This window comes from Raineya orbicola, assembly GCF_002843425.1.
GTDB lineage: Bacteria > Bacteroidota > Bacteroidia > Cytophagales > Thermonemataceae > Raineya > Raineya orbicola.
The window spans coordinates 23837-49774 of sequence record NZ_NKXO01000010.1; the positions used below are offsets into that span (position 1 = coordinate 23837).

21 protein-coding genes are annotated in these 25938 nt (G+C 37.8%); 15 read left to right on the forward strand and 6 right to left on the reverse strand.

The features are described from left to right. Positions 1-68 precede the first annotated feature (68 nt). Positions 69-2753 carry a T9SS type A sorting domain-containing protein gene (locus tag Rain11_RS04030; protein ID WP_133121498.1) on the reverse strand — a complete coding sequence of 895 codons (2685 nt, stop codon included), beginning with the start codon at positions 2751-2753 and terminating at the stop codon, positions 69-71. A 125-nt stretch (positions 2754-2878) separates the two neighbouring features. On the opposite strand from Rain11_RS04030, the gene Rain11_RS04035 reads away from it, so the two are divergent. Further along, positions 2879-3796, forward strand: coding sequence for a GNAT family N-acetyltransferase (locus Rain11_RS04035; protein ID WP_101358058.1), 918 nt, complete (start codon positions 2879-2881; stop codon positions 3794-3796). Here the strand turns inward: Rain11_RS04035 and mgtE are convergent. Beyond that, entirely contained in the window at positions 3787-5301 is a 1515-nt protein-coding gene (gene mgtE, locus Rain11_RS04040) for a magnesium transporter (RefSeq protein WP_317042743.1), read from the reverse strand. The genes Rain11_RS04035 and mgtE overlap by 10 nt on opposite strands. 35 nt (positions 5302-5336) lie before the next feature. Here mgtE and Rain11_RS04045 point away from each other — a divergent pair, with 35 nt between their 5' ends. The 11 genes from Rain11_RS04045 to Rain11_RS04095 all read left to right on the forward strand — a co-directional run bounded on the left by Rain11_RS04045 (position 5337) and on the right by Rain11_RS04095 (position 15360). Then, complete coding sequence (locus Rain11_RS04045) at positions 5337-6692, forward strand: S41 family peptidase (protein WP_101358059.1); 1356 nt, start codon at positions 5337-5339, stop codon at positions 6690-6692. Between the two features lie 3 nt (positions 6693-6695). Further along, positions 6696-7100, forward strand: coding sequence for a nucleotidyltransferase substrate binding protein (locus tag Rain11_RS04050; RefSeq protein WP_101358060.1), 405 nt, complete (start codon positions 6696-6698; stop codon positions 7098-7100). Further along, positions 7097-7405, forward strand: coding sequence for a nucleotidyltransferase domain-containing protein (locus Rain11_RS04055; protein ID WP_101358061.1), 309 nt, complete (start codon positions 7097-7099; stop codon positions 7403-7405). Before Rain11_RS04050 ends, Rain11_RS04055 begins: the two co-directional genes overlap by 4 nt. Positions 7406-7416: 11 nt before the next feature. After that, entirely contained in the window at positions 7417-8019 is a 603-nt protein-coding gene (locus Rain11_RS04060; protein WP_101358062.1) for a hypothetical protein, read from the forward strand. Positions 8020-8102: 83 nt separating this feature from the next. Beyond that, positions 8103-8846 carry a glycosyltransferase family 2 protein gene (locus Rain11_RS04065; protein WP_101358110.1) on the forward strand — a complete coding sequence of 248 codons (744 nt, stop codon included), beginning with the start codon at positions 8103-8105 and terminating at the stop codon, positions 8844-8846. Between the two features lie 5 nt (positions 8847-8851). Further along, the gene (locus Rain11_RS04070) at positions 8852-9664 is read left to right on the forward strand and encodes a cyanophycinase (protein ID WP_101358109.1); all 813 of its coding nucleotides are present in this window, start codon (positions 8852-8854) and stop codon (positions 9662-9664) included. A 129-nt stretch (positions 9665-9793) separates the two neighbouring features. After that, positions 9794-10915 carry a PspA/IM30 family protein gene (locus Rain11_RS04075; RefSeq protein WP_101358063.1) on the forward strand — a complete coding sequence of 374 codons (1122 nt, stop codon included), beginning with the start codon at positions 9794-9796 and terminating at the stop codon, positions 10913-10915. 34 nt (positions 10916-10949) lie between these two features. After that, positions 10950-11603, forward strand: coding sequence for a hypothetical protein (locus tag Rain11_RS04080; protein WP_133121499.1), 654 nt, complete (start codon positions 10950-10952; stop codon positions 11601-11603). Continuing rightward, on the forward strand, positions 11590-13299 hold the full coding sequence (locus Rain11_RS04085) for a S8 family serine peptidase (protein ID WP_101358065.1): 1710 nt from the start codon (positions 11590-11592) through the stop codon (positions 13297-13299). The genes Rain11_RS04080 and Rain11_RS04085 overlap by 14 nt, the downstream gene beginning before the upstream one ends. Next, positions 13278-14108: an amidohydrolase gene (locus Rain11_RS04090; protein ID WP_317042744.1), complete on the forward strand. Its 831-nt coding sequence runs from the start codon at positions 13278-13280 to the stop codon at positions 14106-14108. Before Rain11_RS04085 ends, Rain11_RS04090 begins: the two co-directional genes overlap by 22 nt. 7 nt (positions 14109-14115) lie before the next feature. Then, positions 14116-15360, forward strand: coding sequence for an ABC transporter permease (locus Rain11_RS04095; RefSeq protein WP_101358066.1), 1245 nt, complete (start codon positions 14116-14118; stop codon positions 15358-15360). Positions 15361-15362: 2 nt separating this feature from the next. Here the strand turns inward: Rain11_RS04095 and Rain11_RS04100 are convergent, their stop codons facing one another. From Rain11_RS04100 to Rain11_RS04110, 3 genes are all read right to left on the reverse strand, one after another. After that, the gene (locus Rain11_RS04100) at positions 15363-16253 is read right to left on the reverse strand and encodes a hypothetical protein (RefSeq protein WP_101358067.1); all 891 of its coding nucleotides are present in this window, start codon (positions 16251-16253) and stop codon (positions 15363-15365) included. Beyond that, positions 16254-18119: an amino acid permease gene (locus Rain11_RS04105; protein WP_101358112.1), complete on the reverse strand. Its 1866-nt coding sequence runs from the start codon at positions 18117-18119 to the stop codon at positions 16254-16256. A 205-nt stretch (positions 18120-18324) separates the two neighbouring features. Then, on the reverse strand, positions 18325-19728 hold the full coding sequence (locus tag Rain11_RS04110) for an ATP-dependent DNA helicase (RefSeq protein ID WP_101358068.1): 1404 nt from the start codon (positions 19726-19728) through the stop codon (positions 18325-18327). A 94-nt stretch (positions 19729-19822) separates the two neighbouring features. On the opposite strand from Rain11_RS04110, the gene Rain11_RS04115 reads away from it, so the two are divergent. Then, a complete protein-coding gene (locus Rain11_RS04115) occupies positions 19823-22576 on the forward strand; it encodes a triple tyrosine motif-containing protein (RefSeq protein WP_165778075.1) in 2754 nt (917 codons plus the stop codon). Positions 22577-22582: 6 nt separating this feature from the next. Here Rain11_RS04115 and Rain11_RS04120 read toward each other — a convergent pair whose 3' ends face one another. Next, entirely contained in the window at positions 22583-24787 is a 2205-nt protein-coding gene (locus tag Rain11_RS04120) for a DUF5916 domain-containing protein (protein ID WP_101358070.1), read from the reverse strand. Positions 24788-24947: 160 nt separating this feature from the next. On the opposite strand from Rain11_RS04120, the gene Rain11_RS04125 reads away from it, so the two are divergent. Beyond that, positions 24948-25460: a DUF1573 domain-containing protein gene (locus Rain11_RS04125; RefSeq protein WP_101358071.1), complete on the forward strand. Its 513-nt coding sequence runs from the start codon at positions 24948-24950 to the stop codon at positions 25458-25460. A gap of 99 nt (positions 25461-25559) precedes the next feature. Further along, positions 25560-25925, forward strand: coding sequence for a preprotein translocase subunit YajC (yajC, locus tag Rain11_RS04130; protein WP_101358072.1), 366 nt, complete (start codon positions 25560-25562; stop codon positions 25923-25925). Positions 25926-25938: the final 13 nt, after the last annotated feature.

Below are 25938 nucleotides of genomic sequence, written 5' to 3' on the forward strand. Positions count from 1 at the left end.
AAAAAACAATATCGCCAAATAAAAAATCCCCAAAAAGTGGGGATTTTTAAGGTAATAAAGTATAAATTTTACTCTTTTACGAGCTTGAAAACGCCGCTCTTACCCTCATTGCTGATTTGCAAGATGTACAAGCCATTTGGCAATTTAGAAACATCTATGCTACGCACATCAGCAGGGTTTTGGTAAGTAGCTGTATGAACCACTCCGCCTAATGTGTTGTAGAGTTTTATTTCTACCTTACCCGCTAAATTTCTATCCAAATTGATATGGAATTTATCTTTGGCAGGGTTAGGGAATACTACTACCGAACCTACGAGGTCATCGTTGATGGCTGTTACATCAGTACCAACCCCAAAACGAACATTACCACCATTAGAATAACACTCGCCTACAGGGTCAAAAGCCGCCCATACGAAGTTATCTATGCCTGTGAAGCCATTTTTAGGTTCATAGACCATTTTATCCAGACCTGCGTATGGAATCTCAAGCCCGAAAGTAGCTACTTCACCACCTACCATTAGCTTACCGTGGGCAGGAGGAATAAGAATTTTTATTTTAGGGAAATCTTTGTTTTTGGTATCGGGCTCATCGCTATACACTTCTCTAAATTCTTCTTTCCTAAACTCATAGGTCTGGTTGGCATTGACTTCGCGAAGCATTTCTTGCACTTTCGGACAAGAATTGTTGCCTACACGCTCAAAGTAGCGGACACGAGCGGCCGTCCTAAACTCTCCTATTACTGCATCTAAATCGTTATCTGCATCAATATCACCAACTTCTAATAGAGCCAAGCGGTTGCAAGCGAATGTATTGAAAGGATTATCGGCAACACTTGCTACATAGTTGCCATTATCATTTTTGTAATAATACAGCAAAGTTCTATCAAAATCAGGACTGGCGGTAGTAGAAGGATCATTCAAATTGTTAAAAGTACCAAATAACAAGTCTAAATCGCCATCATTATCTACATCAACTAACGTAGGGGAAATACCCTTAAAAGGTGCAGTAGTCGCCGCTAAAGTTGTATTTACGGCATTGAATGGGTTATTTGTACCAGTGAGTTCCGTAAAGCTAGCTCCATTATTTCTAAACACTCTGATAGAAGTAGCATCTCCTGCAATCAAATCAAAATCGCCATCTTTATCATAATCTATTACTTGTATTTTTGCAAAATTGAGAATATTCACAGAAGCAAAGGGATTGCTTCCCCCAGTTAGTTCAGTGAAAGAAGCATTGTTATTGTTTCTAAAATAGCGAGGTACAGATGCATAATAATCCTTTACAACCAGGTCAGCATCGCCGTCATTATCAAAATCAACTAATTCTATTGTAGGAATGAAGGTGAGCCCATTAAGCGGTGTAAAAGCATTAGGGGCAGTTACCAGCTCAAAATTAGGTTTTTCATTACTTCCTAAATTTCTGAATAAGTAGGTATCCCCATAATAGCTAAATGTTACTGCATCTAAATCTCCGTCTGCATCTAAATCCGCAGTAGCTGTGCTTGACATATTGTATACGGCAGGAACTAACTCTTGCTCAATATCAAAATCTACATTTGTAGGAGCATTTACATCATAATCTACCAAGGTGAATACTCCACTGCCGTTGTTTTTCTTGTAGGGCAAAGTTTGAAAATATTTGTCCCCATAAATAACATCTAAATCACCATCATTGTCAAAATCTTCAAAGGCTGGAGTGATAGCAAAGTAGTAAGGAGGTGCAAAAGTAAGAGTAGGATGAACAGTTTGTGGTCCGAATACATTACTACCATTATTTTTATACTCATACACTCTACCGTACTTTTCGCTCACATAAGCGTCTATATCACCATCATTATCACCATCAGCAAATACTAATGATGAATATACAGCATAGAAGTAGGGAGGAGTAGGAGCAATAGAAACATGATTCAAAGGATTGGCAGAACCAGTTCTGGGGGTAAATACACCTGTATTGTCTTCCTCATTTTCATAATACCTTACTATTATCTCATATTTATCGGTGTTACAACCAGAAACAAACAGGTCTAAATCACCATCTTGGTCGTTATCTAGCATTTCGCCACGTGCTCCACCGACAAAAAGCCCCCCATAAGTATAAGCCTGCAAGAAAGGGTTAGCGGCACCACCAAAGGCAACAAAATCACCATCTACATTTTTGAAAAGAGTTACGTAGCCATAATAAAAGTCACTTGTTCCCACAAGCAAATCCATATCCCCGTCTCCATCAACATCAGCAAAAGAGGGACTGAGATAAGCATACCCTGCCAAATCTGAAGCAGAACTCTTGAAAGGACTGCGGTCATCGTCGTTACCAATAAGTGTATAAACAAGCCCCGTAGTGTCGTTTCTTTGGTAGAATAAGATTCCACCGTTGTAAAGTCCGATAACGAGGTCCTTATCTCCGTCATTATCTAAATCTGCAAAAGTAGGATAAGTAGGAGCAGATTGAGCTACATAACCTGTTTTGGGTTCAAGGTTGATTTTCCTCTCGAAATATTTGAACTTGCCTTGTGCTAATGCATCAGGACTGGGTAAAGCTGTAAGTGCCAAAGACAAGGCTCCCGCCGAAACCGCCCATTTGAGCTGTGTTTCTAAACGTACAATCTGATTGTGTAGCTTTTTCAAACGCTGATACAGGCTTTGCTTTTTGTGAGCAGAAAGACCTTCCTGCAAACTTTTTTCAAAACGTGCCCTGAATTTTTTGTACTTGCAAACAGCGTTTTTGTATTTTTGTGATAAAAAATGCTTCATAATTTTTCGCCGTTTTATGGTTAAATTGTGGTTTCTTAAAATTGAGGTGTAAATTATTACATTTTTTTTGATTTGCCAAATTTTTTTTTGTTTTTTTGAAAAAAACTTTCTCAAAACCTTTCATTATGAGCTACAATTACAATGTATATCGGAACTTGAGTACCCAAGAAGTTATTCAGAAATTTGAGCCTTATACTTTTCCAAGTTTCAGACAAAAAAGCAAAGTAAGAAACCTGAAAGAACCTTTTTTCGTAGTAGAAGCCACCTATAATGGTGAAAAAGTTGGATTGGCAGTATTAGAACTTTTACACAACCAACCACACAGCCTAATGAAAATATTAAGTCTTTGGGTAAAAGAAGAGCATCGCAGGCGTGGTATCGCTTCGCAGATTTTAAGAGTTGCAGAAAAAATTGCTCTCAATAATCAAATAAATTATTTGAATATCATTTTCCAAAACAATTGGGAGAGCTTTAAGTGGATGCCCACACTTTTGCAGAAACTCGCTTGGAACAAACCTGAAAAAAGAACCATACTCGTAAAATTAGCTTACAAGCAGGTTTGTGATTTGCCTTGGTTCCAAATCAAAGATTTTCCTGCAAACTTTTATGTAACTAAATGGGTAGAACTTACTGAAACAGAATTAAATTACATCAAACGAAAAAAAGTATCCGAAAACTGGTACCCTGATGAGCTTTCACCTTTTCAATTACCTGATTTATTAGTAGCAGAAGGTAGTTTTGTTTTGAGATACAACGAAAAAATAGTCGGCTGGATTATAATACATAAAATTGGTGAGCAACAAGTGCAAGTTACGTCTTATTTTGTTGATAAAGATTATAGAGGGACAAAAGCTAGTATTGCTTTAATTGTTCAAGCTGTTGAAAAAATTGTTAAGCAAAATTTATCAAAGGAGTTTATTTTTATGGTTTCTGCTGATAACAAGGAAATGTTGAGCTTATCTAAAAAAATCGCAGGCGAGCACAACACAGGAGCTTTCACAGAGGTATGGGTAGGGCAGAAATGGTTGCAAGGTCAGATATGATAAATGAGCCGAGCTACCGAAAAATACACCGCCAAGCCAATGAGGTCATTAGCCGTAGTGATGAAAGGTCCTGCGGCTAATGCAGGATTAAAGCCTAAACGATTTAGCACCAGAGGCGTAAGCGTACCTGTGAAAGAAGCGAGCAAAATCACCGAAAACAAAGCCGCCGATACTACGATGGCTACTTTTATTTCATAACCAAAAATTAGGCAAAACAAAAGCACCAAAATTCCTAAAATCGTACCATTCAAAAGAGCGATTAAAAGCACCTTAAAAAGCCTCTGAAAAGTGCTTAATTCAAAAACAGATTTGTGAGCCAAACTTTGTAAAATCACCGAAGAAGACTGAATACCTACATTTCCCCCTGTACCTGCAATCAGTGTAGTGAAATTGGCGAGTACAGATACTAATAAAATCACAGGTTGCCCAAGCATATCCGTAACCGAGGCGGCAAGCATTCCTCCTGCCATTCCGATAATAAGCCAAGGCAAACGAGCCTTTACGGATTGCCATACACTATCATCTTCTTCGGTATCCCCCGAAAGCCCCGACATAGCTTGTCTTTCGGCATCGGCTCTCTCCTGAATTACATCAACAATATCATCAATTGTAATACGTCCCAAGAGTTTTCCTTGCACATTCACCACAGGAATAGCTTCTAAATCATATTTTTGCATTATCTCAACAACCTCGTCTTGCGTACGATAACTTTCTACTGCTACAATATCTTCATCTTCGTAAATATCAGCAATGAGCGTATCATCGCTACTCAAAATAATTTTTTTCAGAGAAACTCTACCCTTCAAAATGTTTTTATCATCTACTACATAAATGGAATACACTTTTTCCACTTTTTCGGCCTGTCGGCGGATTTCTTCAATGCACTGCTTGATGTTCCAATTGATATTCGCCTTGATAAGCTCTTTTGCCATTAGTGCTCCCGCCGTGCCTTCCTCATAAGGTAAAAGATGAATGATGTTACGAGCTTTTTGGCGGTCTCGTAATGTGGCAATTACTTCCTCACGCACCTGAATATCCAACTCTTTGAGAATATCCACGGCATCATCAGAATCCATCAGATTGATGTACTCAGCCAGTTTTTCATAAGAAAGTTTTTTGAAAAAATCTTTGCGAATATCCTCGTCAAGTTCGCTTAAAACCTCCGAGGCTACTTCTACACTTAAATTTTCAAGCAAGAAATGAGCCTCTTCCTCTTGCAGTTCATACACCAAAGCGGCAATATCGGCAGGGTGCAATTCGTCCTCTATTTTGCTTTTGATAAAAGCAACATCAAGATTTTCAATGGCATTTTGTAGCTCCTCTAAAAGTTCTTTGCTGAGCGTAGAAGGGAGATTTTCTTGCATAGTGGTATATTTCAAAAGCAAGGCAATTTCTGAAAAAAAGTTTTCAGTAGCAAGAAAAAATAAATTGAGAATAAAATAATGAGGTAAAATCCTGCTGTTGGCTTGTGAGTAAATTTTGTATTGTTTTCGTAAGAATTTCAAATAAAACTCTTAAATTTGCTCAAAACACTTTATCTATGAAACATTTGCGTTTTTTATTCTGGATATTTGTAGGATTTGGGTTATTTTCTTGTCGCCCACGAACCGAGATTTATCAAGTAGGAACTGATATTCGGGATAGCGTGTATATTTATTCCAAAGAGTTGTACCTTTGGACAGATAATTTGCCCGATATTTTCACTTTTAAGCCCAAAAATTACGCCTCGCCCGAAGAGGTAATTCTATCAGTCAGAACGTTTAGTCCTGTAATTGGTGGCAAGCGTGCCGATAGATTTTCCTTCGTTTCTCGGAAAATAGACTGGGACAATGCCTCCGCAGGCAACCGAGTAGATTATGGTTGTGGGTATCGCTTCCTTACGCCCAATGATTTACGCATTTCTTTTGTATATGCCAATTCGGCGGCGGGTAAAAAAGGTATTCAGCGAGGTTGGCGTTTGCTAAAAGTGAATAATATCGTGCCTGATACTTCAGCAAGTACCATTAACCAACTCAATGAGGCTCTTTTTGCAAGCAATAGCGTAACCATTCAGTTTCAAAAACCCAACAATACCACAGAAACAATTACGCTTACGCCTGAAAATTATTCGGCTAACTTTGTTTTGCACAAGCAAGTCGTAAATACAAGCGGAAAAAAAATTGCCTATTTGGTACTAAATGGCTTTTTAGGAGCAAACAACGGCAAAGCTACCGAAACAGAACTCAACCAAACTTTTGATTTCTTTGCCAGTGCTGGTGCTGATGAATTAGTAGTAGATTTGCGTTACAATACAGGCGGTTATGTTTATTTGGCACATCATCTTTGCAATCTTATTGCTCCTGCCTCTGCCAATGGACAAATAATGCTTCAAGAACGTTGGAATGAACGCTACAAAAATTTTAATGCTACTACCAAATTCAACAATCCTACCCCTAAACTGAATTTGAGTAGAGTAGTGTTTATCACGACAGGTTCAACGGCTTCGGCAAGCGAGCTGGTTATCAATGCCTTAAAACCTTATATGGAAGTGAAAATTATCGGTAGAGCCACTTCGGGCAAACCTGTAGGCTTTCCTGTGGTACCTATCATTATGGATAAAAGCAATGCAGCGGCAAATTATGTAGTAGCTCCCGTAGCGTTTCAGTCCTTTAACGCTAATGGTTTTGGCGATTATTTTGATGGATTACAGCCCGATAAAATTCAAATTGATGATGTAAGCCGAAATTTTGGCGATACCCAAGAAGCCTGTTTGCAAGACGCTATCACGTATCTTACTACGGGCATTCTGCAAAGAACTATGAGTTCTGAAAAGATTTTACAACAACCCACTAATGCCAACCATAAACTTCAAAAAGAAGATTGGGGGGCATTCAAGTATATGCAATCCTTCAAATAATGTATGGGTTACGAAGATAAATGGAAATATAAATTACAAAATTTCAGCAAAGCAGTCGCTCTTTTGCAAGAAATAAAGTTTTTAGATGTTTCTAAACTATCCTTGTTAGAAAAGGAAGGCATTATTCAACGTTTTGAATTTACCATAGAACTTGCTTGGAAAACACTCAAAGAAAGAATGGAGTTTGAAGGAGTGATATTAGATAAAATTTCTCCTAAAATGGTTCTGAAAACGGCTTTCCATTACAAATATATTGATGCGATTGATGAGTGGCTCGCAATGATTGATTTTCGTAATGCTATTAGTCATACTTACAATTTTGCTCTTTCTGAACAAGTTATTGCAAATATTCAGAATAAATTTGTAGATTTACTTGCAGATTTGTTTGAAAAGCTAAAACAAGAATGATAGCGGGTATTAGTCAGAAACACTGGGATATTCTGCTGAAAATCTTTGAAAAATACCCCAATATCAAAGAAGTAATTCTTTATGGTTCAAGAGCCAAAGGCACACAAAATGAACGAAGCGATGTAGATTTAGTGCTTAAAAATAGTTGTGTTTCTTACAGAGAACTTGCAAAACTGATTGCGGAAATTAACGAGAGCAACTTTCCTTATTTGGTAGATATGCAGATTTTTGAACAAATTCAAAATCAAAGACTTTTGGAAGAAATTGAAATGTACGGAAAACCCATTTACCCAAAAAAGAATTAAATTTAACTTTTATGGAAGTCAATAAAGCAGATGTAGATTTTTTGCAAGATAAAATTACGGCAATTCGGTTTGAGCTTACGCCGTATATGCAATCACGAAACTTGGTATTCAATGCCGAGCAAATGTTGGAACTTTTGGTGGCTTTGCCCGTAGTGATAGGAGTAAATTTAGACCACCAGATAGATTTTTTTGAAGAAAGAGTACTTGACCACGCCGCCAAAGTGGCTTCGCAATTTTACAACGAACAACTCAACGAAGATACCCACGCTCTTTTCAAACGTATTGCCGAACCAGATAATACAATGAACGATAGTGTTTTCGTGCAAGATTTCAAACACGAAATGCGTTTTATGATTACCAGTTTTGCTACTTATCAGGAGCATTGGCTCAAAGCCTTGCAATATCTGTGGGAACTTGAACCTTTGCTCAAAAAGTACAATCCTTTTTTCAAACCGCTACGCAAAAGTTTTGTAGAAACAATGTATATGATTTTGCTTTCCAATAGCGGAGATGATAAAATTGAAACCGAACAGATGAATAAAGTTCTTGCCCAATTAGGTATTCAGGTTGATGATGCCGAATTTGAGCAAATCAAACAATCAGTAGCCAAATAAGACACAACCCCCTTTCACAATTTGAATTCTTTGCTTGCAAAAACTTCAAAATTTGACTTTTTTTGCAAGCAATTTTTTTACCTATGTATAAAAATCAGAAAGTAGTTGTTGTATTACCCGCTTACAATGCTTCCAAAACCTTGAAACAAACCTACGAGGAAATCCCCTTTGATTTGGTTGATGAAGTGGTTTTGGTTGATGATGCTAGTAAAGATAACACCGTGCAAGTAGCTCAAAATTTAGGTATTAAACATATTATCGTTCACGAAAAAAATAAAGGCTACGGCGGTAATCAGAAATCTTGCTATAAAAAGGCATTAGAACTCGGTGCTGATATTGTCATTATGCTCCACCCCGACTACCAATACACGCCCAAGCTACTGACAGCAATGATTTCTATTATCGGAAATGGCTTGTACCCTGTGGTATTTGGTTCTCGCATACTTGGCAAAGGTGCTTTGAAAGGCGGAATGCCTCTGTATAAATACATCGCCAACCGAATCCTTACTTTTACACAAAACTTGCTAATGAACCAAAAACTATCTGAATACCATACAGGATACAGAGCTTTTTCAGCAGAGGTACTCAAAAAATTAGATTTTTCGCACAACTCTGATGATTTTGTGTTTGACAACGAAATGATTGCCCAAATCTTTTGGCACAACTTTGAAATTGCCGAAGTTACTTGCCCCACAAAGTACTTCAAAGAGGCATCTTCAATCAATTTCCGCCGAAGTGTAAAATATGGCTTTGGCGTTTTGGGAGTTTCGCTCAAATATCGCCTATGCAAATGGGGACTGATGAAATGGAAAGTACTTCAAAACTAATTTTTATGAAAAACTTTTTGCTATTGAGTTGCCTGATTGCCGTCTTTCCATCTTTTGCCCAAAAAGGCAAACTTTTTATTATTGGCGGAGGCAAAAGACCGCCCGAACTTGTGCAAAGAATGTTGCAAGAAGCTACTCTTGATAAAGGAGGTTATGCGGTGATTATTCCTTTTGCCAGCAGTGAGCCTGACTCCGCTGTTTTTTATGCCAAACAGCAATTTTCAGAACGAAATATCAAAGTTTTTGCTATTCTACATAGCACTTTATCACAAAACGCTTTGGATAGTGTAAAAAACGCAAAACTTATCTATTTCACGGGAGGCGACCAAAATAAACTGATGAAAACTATTCGTACAACAGCTCTTTATCAAGCCATTTGGCAATGTTATGAGCAAGGGGGAATGATAGCAGGCACTTCGGCGGGGGCGGCTGTGATGAGTAAAAAAATGATTACAGGCAACGAAAAGCGTTATCCTGCTTATAGTCAGACTTTTCAGACTATTGAAGCAGAAAATATTGAGTTTGGCGAGGGAATGGGCTTTCTGGAAAAAACTATTATAGACCAACATTTCCTTGTGCGTAGCAGACACAATCGGCTTTTAAGTGCTGTTATTGAATTTCCTGAATACCTTTGTGTAGGTATAGACGAAGCTACTGCTATTTTGGTACAAAACAAAAATGCCGAAGTAGTAGGAGATTCACAAGTGATTGTTTTTGAAAATCCCAAAAAAAGCAAAATTAAGCAAGGTATAAAGCTCGGTGGAAAAAATTTGCGAGTTTCTGTGTATGTAGCAGGTGAAAAGTTCAAAATTCGCTGAAAGTACGTTTCCCAAGAGAAAAGCCACAATACCTTAAAAAAATTTCGGGTGTTTGTGGCTTTTTTCATTTTTTTTGCATAACTTGGTAGAAATAATTTTTACTCTCACCACATAAACACTCAATAAGATATGTTTGGCTGGTTAAAAAAAACTAAAAAAGAAGCAGAGGACGAAATCCCTGAGAAGGTTATAGAAGCAACCATCGCGGAAATGGAAGAAGCAATTCGTAAAGAAATTGCCTCACTGAACCTGCTTGCCAAGAATTACAAAGCTATTCAAGAAAAGGGCAACGAATTACAATATAAAGCCTATGAATTAGGCAAGGAAGCTCTCCGAGTGGTAAAACAGGGTAATAGCTTAGAAGCCAAAAATCTACTTACCCACAAAGCAGATTGCGAACTGCAGGTAAAAGAGTACCAAGAAATTGCCAAAGATATGGAAATCTCTATCCGTAAGTTGGAAAAGCAGGTTTCCAAAATGAAAGTGCAATTAGACCGTACTAAATCCAAAAAAGCCATTCTTGTGGCTGAATACGCCAACGCCCAAACCCAAAAAGAACTATCTCAAAAATTGCAAGAGCTTGATATTCACACTGATGTCTTTGAAACCTCTATTATTCAAACGCAAGTAGAAGCAGGTTTGCAAGAAGACCCTATCTTGAAAGAATTTGAAAGCTTAAACATCTCCGAGAAATCCATTGAAAACCTGCAAAAAGAAGCCGAAATAGAAGAACAAAAGATAAAAGAACAACAAGAAAAAAATAAACAAAAGTATTTAGAAACTCTCGTAGGTAAAGACTTTTTCAAATCTACCTCGCCAGAAGATAAGCAAAAGCCTCTTGCTGAAAATTTTGTCAAAGAAAATTTAACTCAAAAAAAGTCGCAACTTATACAAGAATTCTGGGAAAAACAGGCTGATAACAAAAATGAAACTCTTTTTGAGGGCTTTTTCGGCAAAGACGTAAGTAAAAAAAATCTATCCGAAGCTAATATTGATGATTTTTTTGACGAAAACAGCAATTTTTGCATAAATATTGATAGCTTTCTACAAAAAAGCAATCAAGCAAAAATTATTCAGGATTTTTTCAGCGAAAGTGAAGCCCAAGAACTGGCAGAGATTGAAAAAACATTACAAAATAACTATGAAACACCTAAACCCGATTTGCAAAAAAAATTTGATGATTTTTTCAAAGATAAAACAAGCAAAAGCGATAAGCAAAAGCAAATTGACGACTTTTTCAAAAATACTTAAAGTTTTTATTTTTTGTGTGGCAAGCATAATAAGTATGGTTGCCTGCCAAAAAACGCTTGAACCTGACGATAAACGATTGGGATATGTGTATTTCCCTCTGGAAATCGGCAGATACGTAATTTACAATGTAGAAGAACTCACTTACCGAGTACCCAATAACGGCATACCCCAAAGAAGAGTTTATCAACTCAAAGAAATAGTTGCAGATACCTTTACAAACCTTTCGGGAGAAAAGCAGTTTGTTTTGGAGCGTTACACACGTACAAGTTTTGAAACTCCTTGGCAAATAGACTCAGTATGGAGTGCTTTGCGTACAGGTTCGCAGGCTATCAAATTTGAAAACAATGTTCCCTACGTCAAACTCGTATTTCCTACTGAAAATAATAAAACTTGGAACGGAAATGCTTACAACGATAAAGGAGAGCAAACTTACCGCATTACCGATTTTCGCAAACCTCAAACCTTTGGAGAGCTTTCTTTTCCCAACACACTCAAAGTAAATATGGGAAAAGACTCAAGTTTGGTTTCTCATATCCAGCGAGAAGAAATTTTTGCTGAGAATGTCGGCTTGATATACTTGTTTCGCAAAAATATTCGTTATTTTTCAGACCCTCCTAATTTAGGGTTGGGAAAAATAGAATCAGGAAAAATAGAAAAATTTACCATTGTTGATTATGGCAAAGAATAAAATTTTCGGATTTTGGGTGGTTTTTGTGTTGGTTTCGCACGCTTTCGCACAAGAAAAAAAGTTTTATTTCATTCCTTTCAAAGATAAAAACGGCACACCTTACCAAATTGATAATCCTTCCGCTTTTTTAAGTTCTAAAGCTGTTGAAAAAAAGAAAAAATGGAATATCGCCATTAACGATGAAGATTTGCCCGTTTCACCTTCTTATGTTAGCCAAGTAAAAAACACAGGAGCAACTTTACAATACGCAAGCAAGTGGCTCAATGGAGTAGTTGCTCTTTGTAATGAAACACAAATCAATCAGATAAAAACTATGCCTTTCGTAAAAACAGAAGGCATCAAAGTTATTAAACCCAAGCCTACTACCGAAAGCGAAAAACAAAAAAATAACAAACGCAGTTACAAATTTGCCGAAAATAAAGAAAGCACTTTTACCAAAAATTTTGGAGCCGAAAGCAAAGATTATGGCTATTCTTTTACACAAATTCAGCAAATTGGAGCAGATGTGATGCATCGCAAAGGATTTTTTGGCGAAGGTATCGTGATAGCAGTTTTTGATTCAGGCTTTGCAGACGCCGACAAACAGACATATTTCCGACATCTCTTTGAAAACGGACAAATTCTTGGCACTTACGACTTTGTAATGAATGAGCCTTCCGTTTTTGAAGATGATAGCCACGGTAGAATGGTTCTTTCCTGCATTGCCGCTTGGCAAAAGGGAGAAATCATCGGCACAGCCCCCAAAGCAAAATTTTATTTGTTTCGTACCGAAGATGCTTCCAGTGAGTACCAAATAGAAGAATACAATTGGCTCGCCGCCGCTGAAAAAGCCGATAGTTTAGGCGTTGATATTATCAGTTCTTCGTTGGGCTATAATAAATTTGATGATACCTCTACCAGTTACAATTTGCAAAATATGGATGGTAAAACAGCCATTTCTACTATTGCCGCCGAAAAAGCCGCTCAAAAGGGTATAATAGTGGTTAGCAGTGCGGGAAACGAAGGCGGAAGCAGTTGGAACAAAATCACCGCTCCTGCTGATGCCTCCTCTATATTAAGCATTGGGGCAGTAACTAACCGAGGAACTATTGCTTTTTTTAGCTCACAAGGCTATACCGAAGATGGCAGAGTAAAACCCGATGTCCTTGCTATGGGTAGTAGTACGGTGGTAGGTGCAAGTGATAGCCAAACGACTACTTCCAGTGGAACTTCCTTTGCTTGCCCGCTTGCGGCGGGTTTGGTGGCAGGTTTTTGGCAGGCTAACCCGCAACTTTCACCCAAACAAGTGGTAGAATATATTAGGCGTTCAGGAAATCAATACGAAAAGCCTGACCCCGTGTATGGATACGGCATTATGAGCTTTGTGCGTGCCGATTACCTTGCCAAAAAAGAAACTACCTCCAATGGTATTATGACAGGACAAAATCCTGACGAAATTACTTTTTACCCCAATCCTGTCCGTAAAAATGCCACAGATACTATCCCTCGCATAGCCTGGGGAGCAAGTTATCAGGGAAAAAACATTGAAATTCAAATTTTTAGCTCAAAAGGCAAAAAGATTTTCAAAGCTACTGCTAAAAATGTAGATAAGGAAACATCTCTGCCCGATATAAGCAAACTGCCCGCAGGCGAATATATTCTGACTATTTCGCCCAATTACAGCAGTAAACCTTCTTGGAAAATTGTTTTGGAATAGCTATGCAAGAAAATTTGCACGTTACGTTTATTCAAAGTCATTTGCATTGGGAAAATATTACGGCAAATTTGGCAATGTTTGAAGAAAAAATTGCTTTTCTGCCACAAAGAACAGATATTATCATTTTGCCTGAAATGTTTAGCACGGGCTTTACGATGAACGCTTCACAACTTGCTGAATTTATGAACCAAAACACTTGCAAGTGGTTACAAAAACAAGCCGAGAAAATGCAAGCTGTGATGGTGGCAAGTGCTATCATCAAGGAAAATAGTCGTTTCTATAATCGTTTGCTTTGGGTAGAACCTTCGGGAAGTATAGATTTTTACGATAAAAGACACTTATTCAGCTTTGCAGGCGAAGATAAAGTTTTTACAGCAGGCACGAAAAGAATTATTAAAACTTGGAAGGGCTGGCATATATGCCCGCTGATTTGTTATGACTTACGTTTTCCTATTTGGAGCAGAAATGTAAATTTAGCATACGACTTGCTGATTTATGTAGCTAATTGGCCCAATCCTCGCTTGCGAGCTTGGGATATACTCTTGCAGGCAAGAGCCATTGAAAATCAAACCTACTGCATAGGCGTAAATAGAGCAGGGGTAGATGGAAACGGCTTACCCTATAACGGCAACTCTGCCGCCTATGACTTCAAAGGCGAAACGCTTGCAAAAGCAGAAAATGGCGAAGAAAAAGCCGTGCAAATTGTTTTAGAAAAAAATACTTTGCAAGAATATCGCCAAAAATTTACTGCTTATCTTGATGCAGATGCCTTTGAGATAGTAGAAACAAGGGACAGGAGTTTAGGATAAATGCAAAATGTTTTCCTTATTTTTACATATTCATACTGCTTGGCAAGCCTTACAGGGCAGAAAGTTAAGAGCTTTTTTGGCGGCTTTGGGTGTAACTTTTGCTGTGGCTTCAATGGTAGCTATTTTGGCAATTAGCAAAGGTTCACAGAAAGAATTGGAACAAGAAATGCAACTCATTGGGGCTAATACTATCATCATAACCCCCACAACAGAAAAGAAAAACTTTACTAAAAATTCTCGCGGTCTATGCCTACAAGATGCCGAAAACATTGCTCAAACTTATCCTAATTTAAGTTTCATTAGTCCTGAAATTCATCTAAAAACCTTTGCTTCTTCACAAAGCAAGTGGGTAAATACAGATTTGTACGGCGTAAAAAATGATTACTTTCAGATGCTCAAACTTTCTTGCCTGAAAGGAGGCTTCTTCAATACCTATCAAATTCAAAACTTATTGCCTGTGTGTGTAATCGGGGCATCTTTGGAAAAAAAACTTTTCGGAGGAACTTCGGCTTTGGGCAAATATATTCGCCTTGATGACCAGTGGTTCAAGGTAATTGGAGTGATTCAGACGCAATATAGCACCCAAAATCTTGCAGAAAATTTGGGTATTCATTCCACCAATCTTTCTGTGTATATTCCCATAGAAAGTCTTGTACATCGTTTCCCATATAAAAAATTCATTCAAGTTTCAGGTAATCTTACTCATCAGCTACACAGAATTGTAGTGCAAGTAAGTGAAAATAGCCAATTGCTTAAAACCGCTGAAAGTCTGCAAAGAACTTTCCTCCGCTTACACGCAGGGCAAAATGATGTAGAAATTATTGTACCTGAGCAAATTTTGAAAGAAAAGCAAAAAACTCAGCGTATGCTCACACAGCTATTAGGAGCAGTTACAGGTATAGCCTTGCTTATCGGAGGTATCGGAATAATGAATGTAATGCTTACTTCTGTATTAGAACGGCTGAAAGAAATCGGTATCCGAAAAGCCGTAGGAGCTAAACAAAGTGATATTCATTTACAATTTCTTTTTGAAAGTGTATTTATTTGTTTTTTGGGAGGGTTAGTGGGCTTGATTTTGGGTTATGTGCTTTCTTTTGTACTTCATCAGCAGATGCAAATCAGCATAGCATTTGATTTGCAAGGCACATTAATAGTAATGTTTGTTCCTATTGCCATAGGCATTATTTTTGGGTGGTATCCTGCTCGCAAAGCCGCTCTGCAAGTTCCCGCTGAATTGTTACATAACGAATAACCTTATTTGTATTTTGCATAGCGTCCTTTGTACCTTCTGCCATTATCGCGGTTATCACCAAATTTGCGGGCAATGCCAATATTATACACAAAACCGCTATACGTAAATAAGTCGGCTCGGCTACGTGTGCCATTCATTGTAAAGCCTAAACGCTCCTCATCAGGCGAAAGCGTGTAGGTACTTTCGTGTATGTTTTCTTGCTTAATACGAAAACGGCTGTATTTGTTTAGAATAAACAAATAGCCTACATCGGCACGAAGCATCCAGCCCGGTGAAATAGGGAGCGAAATGCTTAAACGTGGCTTTACTCCCGATGCCTGATTGCGTAAGTAAAAATTAAGATTTGCTCTTCTTTCGTAAATTGCATCAACCATAGCAATTTGGCGGGTATTTTCTGGAAAATTATATGAACCTATTTTGAATTGATTAAACAGCCATACGAAATCTACCACAGGACGAATGGTCAGCAATCTTTCGTTTTCGTAGTAAGTAAGCTCAAAATTCCAACCACCACCTACTTCTACACTTGTCAGAAATGGATTTGTAAAAATCCCATCAAAGCGAATTTCGCCAAAAAAACCTTTGGTAAAGCCTGCTTCTATGGCAAAATTAGCATTAAAAGCTATACTGCTTCCACCTTTGGTAGTTGCGGCAATGATGTTTTCTTGATTCAGAAACAAGGTGTCGGTATCGGGGTGGTCGTAATTGAGTGCAAAAAGCGTAGGCGTCATTACGAGTTGTTTTGCCCCCAAAGAAAGTTGCATTGCCCAATAAGGTCTTGGCTCTTGATAAGAGCGTTGGGGTAACCACTTGCGTTTGGGAAGTTGTGCTTCTACTTCAAGTCCGCAGTATATTCCGAGAAGTGTAATCAGAAGTTTGAAAATAGTTTTCATTTAGTTTCTATTTTGGCTCAAATGGCTTTTTTTATAGCCATAATTGAAGTAAAAAATCAATCCCAAAGCTAACCACACCACAAACCCAATCCAGTTGGCAATACCAATTTCAGACATTAAGTAAAAATTCACAAGCAAGCCTAAAACAGGTATCAGCGAAAGATTTTTTTGCCACGAAAGCCAACTCATCACCAAACTCACAACTAAAAATATCCATAAAGGCAAACGTTCAAAAAAAAGTTTCAAAGCTGTTTTTTCTTGCTCTGCTTTCAATGTTTCTTGCAATGTAGTAATTGCCATTTTTATTTCATTGGTTTCATTTTGAGCGAGTTCAGTTTGTTTTGCCGTAAGTTCTTTTTGCAAGGTTTCAATTCGGAAAGTGTTGCTAAAAGTGAAAAAATCTTTCATTGGCTCGGTATTCCAAAGCCAAGCCAGTGCAAAACCTACTACAAAAAGCACAGGCACAATAAATTTAGCATTGAAATAAGGTACTTTGAAGCGTGCTTTTTCAATTTGCTCTCTACCTTTGGCTGTATTTTGCAAAATCAGAACACCGCCACATACAAGTACGAAAGCAAAAAGTGTTCCGATACTTGTCAAATCTACCACAAAATCAATATTGATGAAAGGTGTAGGCAAAGCTACCAAAAGCCCTGCTATGATAGTGGCAAACGAAGGTGTATGAAAACGAGGGTGTATTTTGGCAAAAACAGGTGGCATAAGCCCATCACGACTCATAGTCATCCAGATTCGCGGTTGTCCGAGTTGAAAGACAAGTAAAACGCTTGTCATAGCAAAAACAGCACTTACCGCCACTATGCCTGAAAGAAAATCCATTTTGAGGAAATGAAACATATCGGCAAGAGGGTCTTCGGAATTGAGTTGTGTGTAGTTCATCACGCCTGTAAGCACCAAAGTAAGACTTACATACAAAATAGTGGAAATCACAACGGAAAGTATCATTGCTTTGGGCAAATCTCTTTGCGGATTTTTGCACTCTTCGGCAGTAGTAGAAATAGCATCAAAACCTATGTAAGAAAAGAAAATCGCCGCTATTCCCTGCAAAACCCCCTCTACCCCATTAGGAGCAAAAGGCGACCAATTTTTGGGACTTACATAAAACATTCCAACCAAAACCACTAATATCACCACTATAACTTTCACTGCTACCATTATATTGCTTGCAGTTTTAGACTCCTTGATGCCTATGTAAGCAAGTACAGAAACCAACACCACACTCAAAAAAGCGGGCAAGTCTAAAATAATTTTCAAGCCACCCATTTCAGGGGCATTTTTCCAAGCCAGATACCCTTCTCGCAAACTTGATGAAATCTTATCCAAAGGCACGCCTTGTGCAAGATCTTTGGAAACCTGCTCAAAAGCCTCCTTTGCTCCGCCATAATTAGTAGATAGGTAAGCAGGAAAATCAATCCCAAAACCCTGCAAAAATCCCGTAAAATACCCCGACCACGAAATAGCCACTACAATATTTCCGACGGAATACTCTAAAATCAAAGCCCAACCGATAATCCAAGCTACAAGTTCGCCAAAGGTTGCATACGAGTACGTATAAGCACTTCCACTCACAGGAATAAGTGAAGCAAATTGAGCATAGCACAAAGCCGAAAAAATACAGGCTACCGCTACAAATATGAAAAGCAATGAAACCGCCGGACCCCCATTGTAAGAGGCTTTACCAATGGTTGCGAAAATCCCCGCCCCAATAATAGCCGCAATTCCCAAAGAAGTAAGGTCTAAAAGTCCAAGTTCTTTGCTCAGACCGCCACCGTGTTCGCCTTCACCAAAACCTTGCTGAACATCTGAAAGTATCTGTTCAATGCTTTTTTTACGAAAAAGTTGTTTCATTAGACTTCCATTTTGGTGTAAAAATTTGAAAACCGAAAAATAAAAAATTCTACAATAGCCTGCTAAAAAAATGACAGAAAAACGCAAATTTACAAAACCCAAAATAAAACAAAAACCAAAAACAAGAGGCAAGAAGCAAGATTTTTAGGTGAAAGCAAAAAATATTAAACTTTGAAAAATAAATCTTAGCTGTGAATAATAGAGGCTATTCCTCAAAGAAATTTTCTCTGAAATTGATAAGAAAAACCTCTTTTTCTGCCCTCGTAATAGCTGTATAAAGCCATCGTAAAAATTCAACATTTATCATTTCGTCTGTCATAAAGCCTTGTTCTATAAATACAATTTTCCATTGCCCCCCTTGGGATTTGTGGCAAGTAATTGCATAGGCAAACTTTATTTGCAAGGCATTCAGATAAGGATTATCTTTCAGAAGTTCCAACTGATAGCGTTTGTTGCCTACATCTTTGTACTCTTCGGCTACTGCTTGGTGCAGTTTATCGTATTCTTCGGCGGAAAGCGAAGGACTTTCTGAATAAAGCGTATTCAAAATTACTTTTGCCTCAAAAGGTTCTCCTTCGTAATCTAAAAGTTCTAAAAGCATTGTAGCAAAACGAAAACCATATTTCTCTTCGGTATCTTCTATGCTACGAACTTTTACCATATCGCCATTTGCCAAAAAGCCATTGATGCCATTTTCGGCAAGTACAAAATAATTGTTCTTAACAATCATCAGATAATCGCCCGTTTCTATTTCACTTTCCATAAAGCGAATATTTCGACGAATGTAACGATTAAAATTATTGGCATTTTTATTGGAACGGCAAAGCACAATGCTTTCCTCTAATCCGTATTTTTTGTAAGCATATCGCAAGCCATCTTCCAATTTCTCGTAAGTCATTCGGTAAAAATCAGGATAGCCTTTGGTTTTTAGAGCCAATTGAAGGCTATTTTCGCGTAAAAGGTTGCGAATGTTGGTTGCATTATACAAAATGCCCGAATTTTCGGCTTGTCGCATTACTTGGGTAAATTCGCAGAAAAATACTTTCAACTTGTATTTTTTTTCCAAGAATTCTTTGTCTAATGCAACACTAGTATTTTCACCTACGGGGGGAAGTTGGGCTACATCACCTACCAAAATCAGTTTATTTCCTGCTTCGGGGCGAGAAAAAATAAAGGTTATCAAATCGTCCAAAAGGCTTTTTTTGCCTGTAACAGGCTTATCAGAAATCATTGAGGCTTCATCAACAATATAAATTGTATCTTCGGCAGTATTTTTGACGAGCTTAAATACAAACCTTCCCTGACGTGTATCTACCTGTTGGTAAATTTTTCGGTGAATGGTAGAAGCTCTTTTGCTTGCATAACGCCCCAATACTTTGGCGGCTCTACCCGTAGGAGCTAAAAGAGCTGTTTTGTAACCAAGTTGTGGAGCTATTTTAACAAAAGTGCTGACCATCAGAGTTTTACCTGTACCCGCATAACCACGCAAAAGAATAGTAGGCTTGATGTGGTCATTTTTCAAAAATTTTTCTAAAATGCTAACAAATTCTTGTTGCTGGGGTGTAAGTTCTATGGAAAGTGTTTGGGTGAATAACTTTTGAACTGACATAACAAAACTTCACAAAAGGTTAAAACGTTTTTCGCTGAAAGCTATTTATTTTTTGTTAATTTTGCCCCAATTTACACACCAAAATTGAATGAATATGAAGGCATTTTTAGGGTTTGGATTGTTATTCCTTTCATTTTTTTCTTTCGCACAAAGAGGCAATTTATGGGTAAAAAACTATCGCCTCAACTTCACCCCCCAAGTTACAGAAGTTGCTCAAGATAAACAAGGTATTCTGTATTTTGCCCATTCTGAAGGCATTCTGATGTATGATGGCTTTGTTTGGGAAAACTTACCGCTTTCATTTAGCCCGCATAGTATTGCCTTTGGTTCGGAAGGCGAGCTTTGGGTTGCAGGCAAAGGTTCTATCAGTAGGGGGATTTTAGATAAAGCCCGAAAATGGCAATTTGAGCCTATTGCTAATCAGGATTTTGAAAAAGAACTCGGCACTTTCAAAAGTATTTTTGTCCAAGAAAAGCAAGTGTATTTTTACGGCGATAAAGCACTCTGCAAGTGGAACGGTACAAGTTTAGAAACACTTTACTTGCAAGAAAATGGCGAAATGCAAGGCTGGTGCTTACTGAATGGTGAAGTTTTTTTGAATATTACTGAAAAAGGGCTTTGTAAATTGAATGGCAAAAACCTTATCCCTATACGCAACGATTTTAGCGAAAAATACATTCAGAACTTTGTTCCCCTTGATAAAAACCGACTCTTACTGGCTTGTGATGACAACCTTCTCTGGATTTTTGATGGCAAAACCTTTGATACGTATTCCAATTTTGCAAGCAACTACCTAAACGAAAACCTTTTAGAAAAAATTACCCAACTTTCCGAAAATGAATGGGTTATTTCTACGCTTGCAGGAGGTACGCTCATTTTAAGCAAGCAAGATAGAAGCATTCGCTACATCATTAACCAAGAAACGGGACTTGCAGATAACGAAATCTCTGCTGTTTTTGTAGATAACCAAAAAGATATTTGGCTTTGCCATACCGAAGGCATTTCCAAAGTTTCCACGCATTTGCCTGTGTATAGTTTTTCACATTACCCGACCCTTGAAGGCAAACCTACCACTATTTTTAAGCATAAAGATTTACTCTATGTAGGTACAAATGCGGGACTATTCTATTTGAGCCGAAGCAACAAAGATGATGTTTCGGGACAAGTAGCTCAAGAAAAACAACGCCAAATGCAAATTTTAGCTTGGGAACAAGCCCGCCAAAGAGCCCTAAAAAAGAAAAAAAGCTTGAAAAACCTTTTATCCCAAATTTCTATTCAGAAAAAAGATGAAAAGCCCAAGACAGAGACAAAAGTCGTTACTGTTGTGGTAGAAGCAAACGTCTATGACTATAATTACAGCAATTTTCTTTTAGAGCAAATTCCTTTCAATTTTCGTAAAATTTCAGGCATTGATAGCAAATGTAAGCAACTTATTGATTTTCAGGGGCATTTGCTCGCTCTCACAGGCACAGGACTATACGAAGTTACCTTCGGAATAGCCAAAAGCATTTTAGAAGATAAAACGATTCAATACATAGAAGTTTCTGAAACTAATCCAAATATCTTGTATGTGTGTAGTAGTAAAGGTTTTTTCTATCTGCTTAAAAATGGAGAGGGTTGGTCGCAACCGCAATGGATAAACGGCTTGCAGGGTTTTGTATTCAACTGCTCACAATACGAAAAGCATCTCTGGCTTGCAGGACAAGGCAAAATCTGGAAACTTGAACTATCACAGATGGGGATACCTACAAGAGTTAAGGCTAATTACACGCTTGAAAAAAACAGCAATATGCGTATGTATTCGCGTATTGTGCAAAAAAATCTTGTTTTCTTTTCCAATAAAATCGTTTTGGAAAAATCAGATTTCGCATTTGACCTGTTCTTTCCTTCTGAAAGATATAGCTCACTCCAATTAGGAGAAGCTAATTTATTCTTGAATCATAACAAGCAAATTTGGGCTTTTCAAGAACAAAACTGGCAAGAGTTAAATACTTCCCAAGCCAACCCTGCAACTCGCTTTCTTTCGGTACTTAACGAAGTACAAGATGTTTTTCAAGATGAAAATGGACATCTGTGGGTGGCTACTGCATCAGGCATTTTTTGGATAAATGCTTTGGAAGCTAAAAAAGAAGTGAAAGAGTCTAATCTTTTTGTCAGACAAATTGAAGGCAATGACAACCTTTTGAGTTTAGAAGATGCTATCATTCAAAGCGATAACGAAGGACAAAAAGTAAGCATCAGAGTTGCCTCACCTTTTTTTATTGGTGAAGAAAATACACAAATTCAGTATCGTTTGAGCGGTCTTGATGATAACGACGAGTGGTCGGAATGGCGAAACCAATCTCTAATTGAGTTTCCTTTCCTTCCAAATGGAAAATATGAACTGCAAGTACGCTCTCGGAACGCTATGGGCGTAGTAAGTAATGTGTATAGTTTTCCGTTTCTTGTGAAAGCTCCTTTTTGGCAAACTTGGTGGTTTTACCTTATACAAATTGGGGTAATGATAGGATTGCTTTTAGCGGCAGTTATTTACAATCAACGAGGAGCCGAATCACGAGTAGCATCAGTGATTACATTAGTAGCTATTATTACGGTGTTTGAGTTTATCATTTTACTTTTAGAGCCAGTGATTGATAATTTTGTAGGTGGCGTGTTTATTTTCAAACTCATAATGAATATTCTTTTGGCAGTTTCGCTAGTACCTTTGGAAAAGAAAGTCCGCACCTATTTGCAAAATAGCGAATATCTTGAAAAACTCGCTCGCAAATTGGGCTTCCGCAGACCTATCAGAGAGTATTTTAATGTAAATCAGTTGAAAGAACTTGCCAAAAATCGCAGGCAAGGATAAAATTTTTTACAAGTTGAGCCAGTAAGTGGCTTTTATTACTACAAAACGGCTTTTTACAGAAAAATCTTGTGGCAAGTAGTTATCGGTATAAACCAAAAACACATCTGAAACAGGCGCAAAACGCCATTGCAAACGCCCATTCAGATTTACATTTTCGGTTTGGGTATTGTATTGCAGAAAAATAGTAAGGAAAAGATTTGTAGTAAAAGAAACATCTGTACGCAAGTTCAGGAGTAGCAAATCAGCTGAATTGTAGCCTTCGGGCAAGCGTATGTGGCGGTAGTCGGCTTCCAAACTAATTTGCCCAAAAGGTTGATAGCGATAGCTAATAGAAGCATAAGGAGCAAGTTGTCTGCCATTGTAATACTCGCCCCCTTCAAAAGCAAAGCTATACACCAAGAGTTTGCGTCTATCGGAGCGATAGAATACATCAAAATAGTTGTTGGTAAATTCTGAACCCGTGGGTAAGCGATTGCCGCCTGTATTGGTGGGGTCAAAAGGAAAAAATAAACGAGTATAAGTGTTACGAAAAGACGTAGAGAAAAAAGCAGTATTTTGGAAAAGAATATTACCCGAAATGGAATTGCTCCTATCATTGAGTTGCCACTGCGTATCCCAATAGAAATTATTGTATTGCATAAATTGGATACGGACAATTTTTTTGCTCCACTTGCCCTTTGGGAAAAAATTGCGTGTAGCAAGAGGTTCAAAGCGGTACAAATCGTTACGAGGCACAAAGCCTATATCATTGATTTGATAGTTTTTGCCTACATACTCGTGATTCCAAGCTATGCTCCAATTAGGCGTAGTATAGTTGATAAAAGCGGCGTGAGCAAATTGGTCTTTCTGCGGATTGGGGCTGATTTGTTGATGGTAAAAAACTTTGCCATTCCAGCGATTATCAACCGAAAGAATGTTGTAATCTATCCCTACCAAACGATTGAAGTTCTGATTATTAAAGGAAAAATCGGAAAGTGTATCAGCAGTACGTTGGCGATTTACAAAAATACCTGCGATATTTGACCGCTTGAATACGGTTCTTTGTACCGCTGCCACGGTGAAATTATCCCCATAAATGCCTCTATCTTTTTGATTTGCGGTTTGCATATTCAAAAGACCGATACGCCAATACTCGTTGGTCTTACCGCTCAATCTTGCCCCATACAGAATTGGATTTTGTACTATGGTTTTGGAAGTGGTATCAAAACCAATACCAATACGGCGAGAAAAAAACGGACGAATACGACTAAATCCGAAGCGAGCAAATAAATCGGCGTTTTCAAGAAAAAACTGCCTGCGTTCAGGGAAAAAAATCTCAAATCTATCTAAATTCGTTACCTGCCTATCTACTTCTACCTGTGAAAAATCAGGGTTAATGGTAAGGTCTAAATTGAGCGAAGGGGTAACAGCAATTTTGGCATCTGCCCCCGCATTTGCCCCTATTTTTTTGTTTTGGGTAACATAATTTTCGCTAATATTGCCCGTAACGTAAGGAATAAAAACCACATTGGCTCCCGGGGAAGGCAGAGGCTCTTCAAATTTGAGCTTTCCTGCAAAACCTAAATTCGTTATTCGGAAATTCCTACCCACAGGCACCCAAGTAGAAATTTCATTTTCAGCACGACTGCTACGAGCAAAATTGATATTCCATTCACTTGTATTTTTTTTGTAACGCAAGGTTTTCAGAGGTATAGCCATTTCTACAATCCATTTATCCTCGTATTGCTTTACTTGCGAATACCATTTATTATCCCAATCGGAACTGGCACTGAATACCCCTCCATCAGAAATAAGCCCTTCATATTGTACGTTATAGGGGCTTACCAAGAATGCAAAGCCGTTGGTTTTATCTTGAAAAGTATCTATGAAAACAGCAAAATAATCGTTATCATCTTTACCAAAATCTCTACGCAAAGAAGTAACTACATACGTGCCTTGGGGCTGATAGCAGACCGCCGCAATGTAAAAGAAATTCTTATCAAAAGCAGTAAAAACTTCGGTTTGTAATTTGGCAAAGGAAGTATCGTAAGGGAAATTTTGAAAAAAGTTAGTAATTTTAGGACTTTGAAGCCAAGTATCTTCATTCAACTTGCCATCTAATTCAATACTTCCTTTTGCCCTGACCGCCTGCAACTGATAGGTAAATTGTTTTTGGGCAAATAATGAAAAACAACAAAAAATGACTAAAAAGATAGATAATACTATTTTCACAGAGAAAGTTTTTTTAGGAGCAAACGATGATAAATTGCATTATTTTCAAATCATTCCAAACCTCAATCATTCAAAGGAACGAAATTAGCGAAAAAAAGTTGCTTATAAAGGCAATTTTTTTTAATTTTGCACGTCTTTTTACAAAAATCAAAAAATTTTTATGAAAAAAGTTGTATTAAGTGTAATGTTAGCTACTTGTTTTAGCTTTTTTTCTTGCGAAAAGAATTCTAAAAATCAAGAAAATGGGAATAGCCAACCCAATACGACTGCTACAAATACACAAAATACCAACAATAGCCAAGAGCAACCCAAAGCCTCTATCAAATTTGAAGTTACAGAATACAATTTTGGGGAAATAAACGAAGGTGAAAAAGTAAAATATGCTTTCAAATTCACCAATGACGGCAAAAACCCTCTCATTATCCAAGATGCTAAACCCTCTTGTGGTTGTACGGTGCCTACTTATTCCAAAGAGCCTGTGGCTCCCGGCGGTTCTGGTGAAATTATTGCAGAGTTTGATAGCAACGGCAGACCCGGCGAAGTAAACAAAACCATTACCATTACAGCCAATACCGAACCTACAACTACTGTACTTTACTTGAAAGGTAAGGTAAAAGGTAAAAATCCTCAAATGCAAGATTTAAGTCAAATGAAAGGACCCGTTAAACAATAAAACCACTTTTGTTCGGCAAATTTTAGAACATCAGACATATAGTTTCCAAATATTCTTTTACCTAATACTTCATTACTCTAAACTCATTTATCAAACGCTATGTTAGAAACCTTATTTTTACAATCGCAAACAGGCTCACAGGGCGGTAGTTCAGCAATGAGCCTTATTTTTATGGTAGGTATTTTTGCGGTATTCTATTTCTTTATGATACGCCCCCAACAAAAACGTCAAAAAGAACAGATGAAATTTCGTGATGCGGTAAAACGTGGTGATAAAATCGTTACAATTGGAGGGCTTCACGGCAAAATTGCAGAAGTAAATAAAGATACTATTGTGCTGGAAATTGATAGAGGTGTGAAAGTAACTTTGGAAAAGAATGCTATTTCAATGGAAGGAACAAAACGCTACGAAAGCGATAACGCCAAAAATGTAAGCAAAAGCGAAGAAGTTGCTGAAAGCAACTAATGTTCAAGTTCTC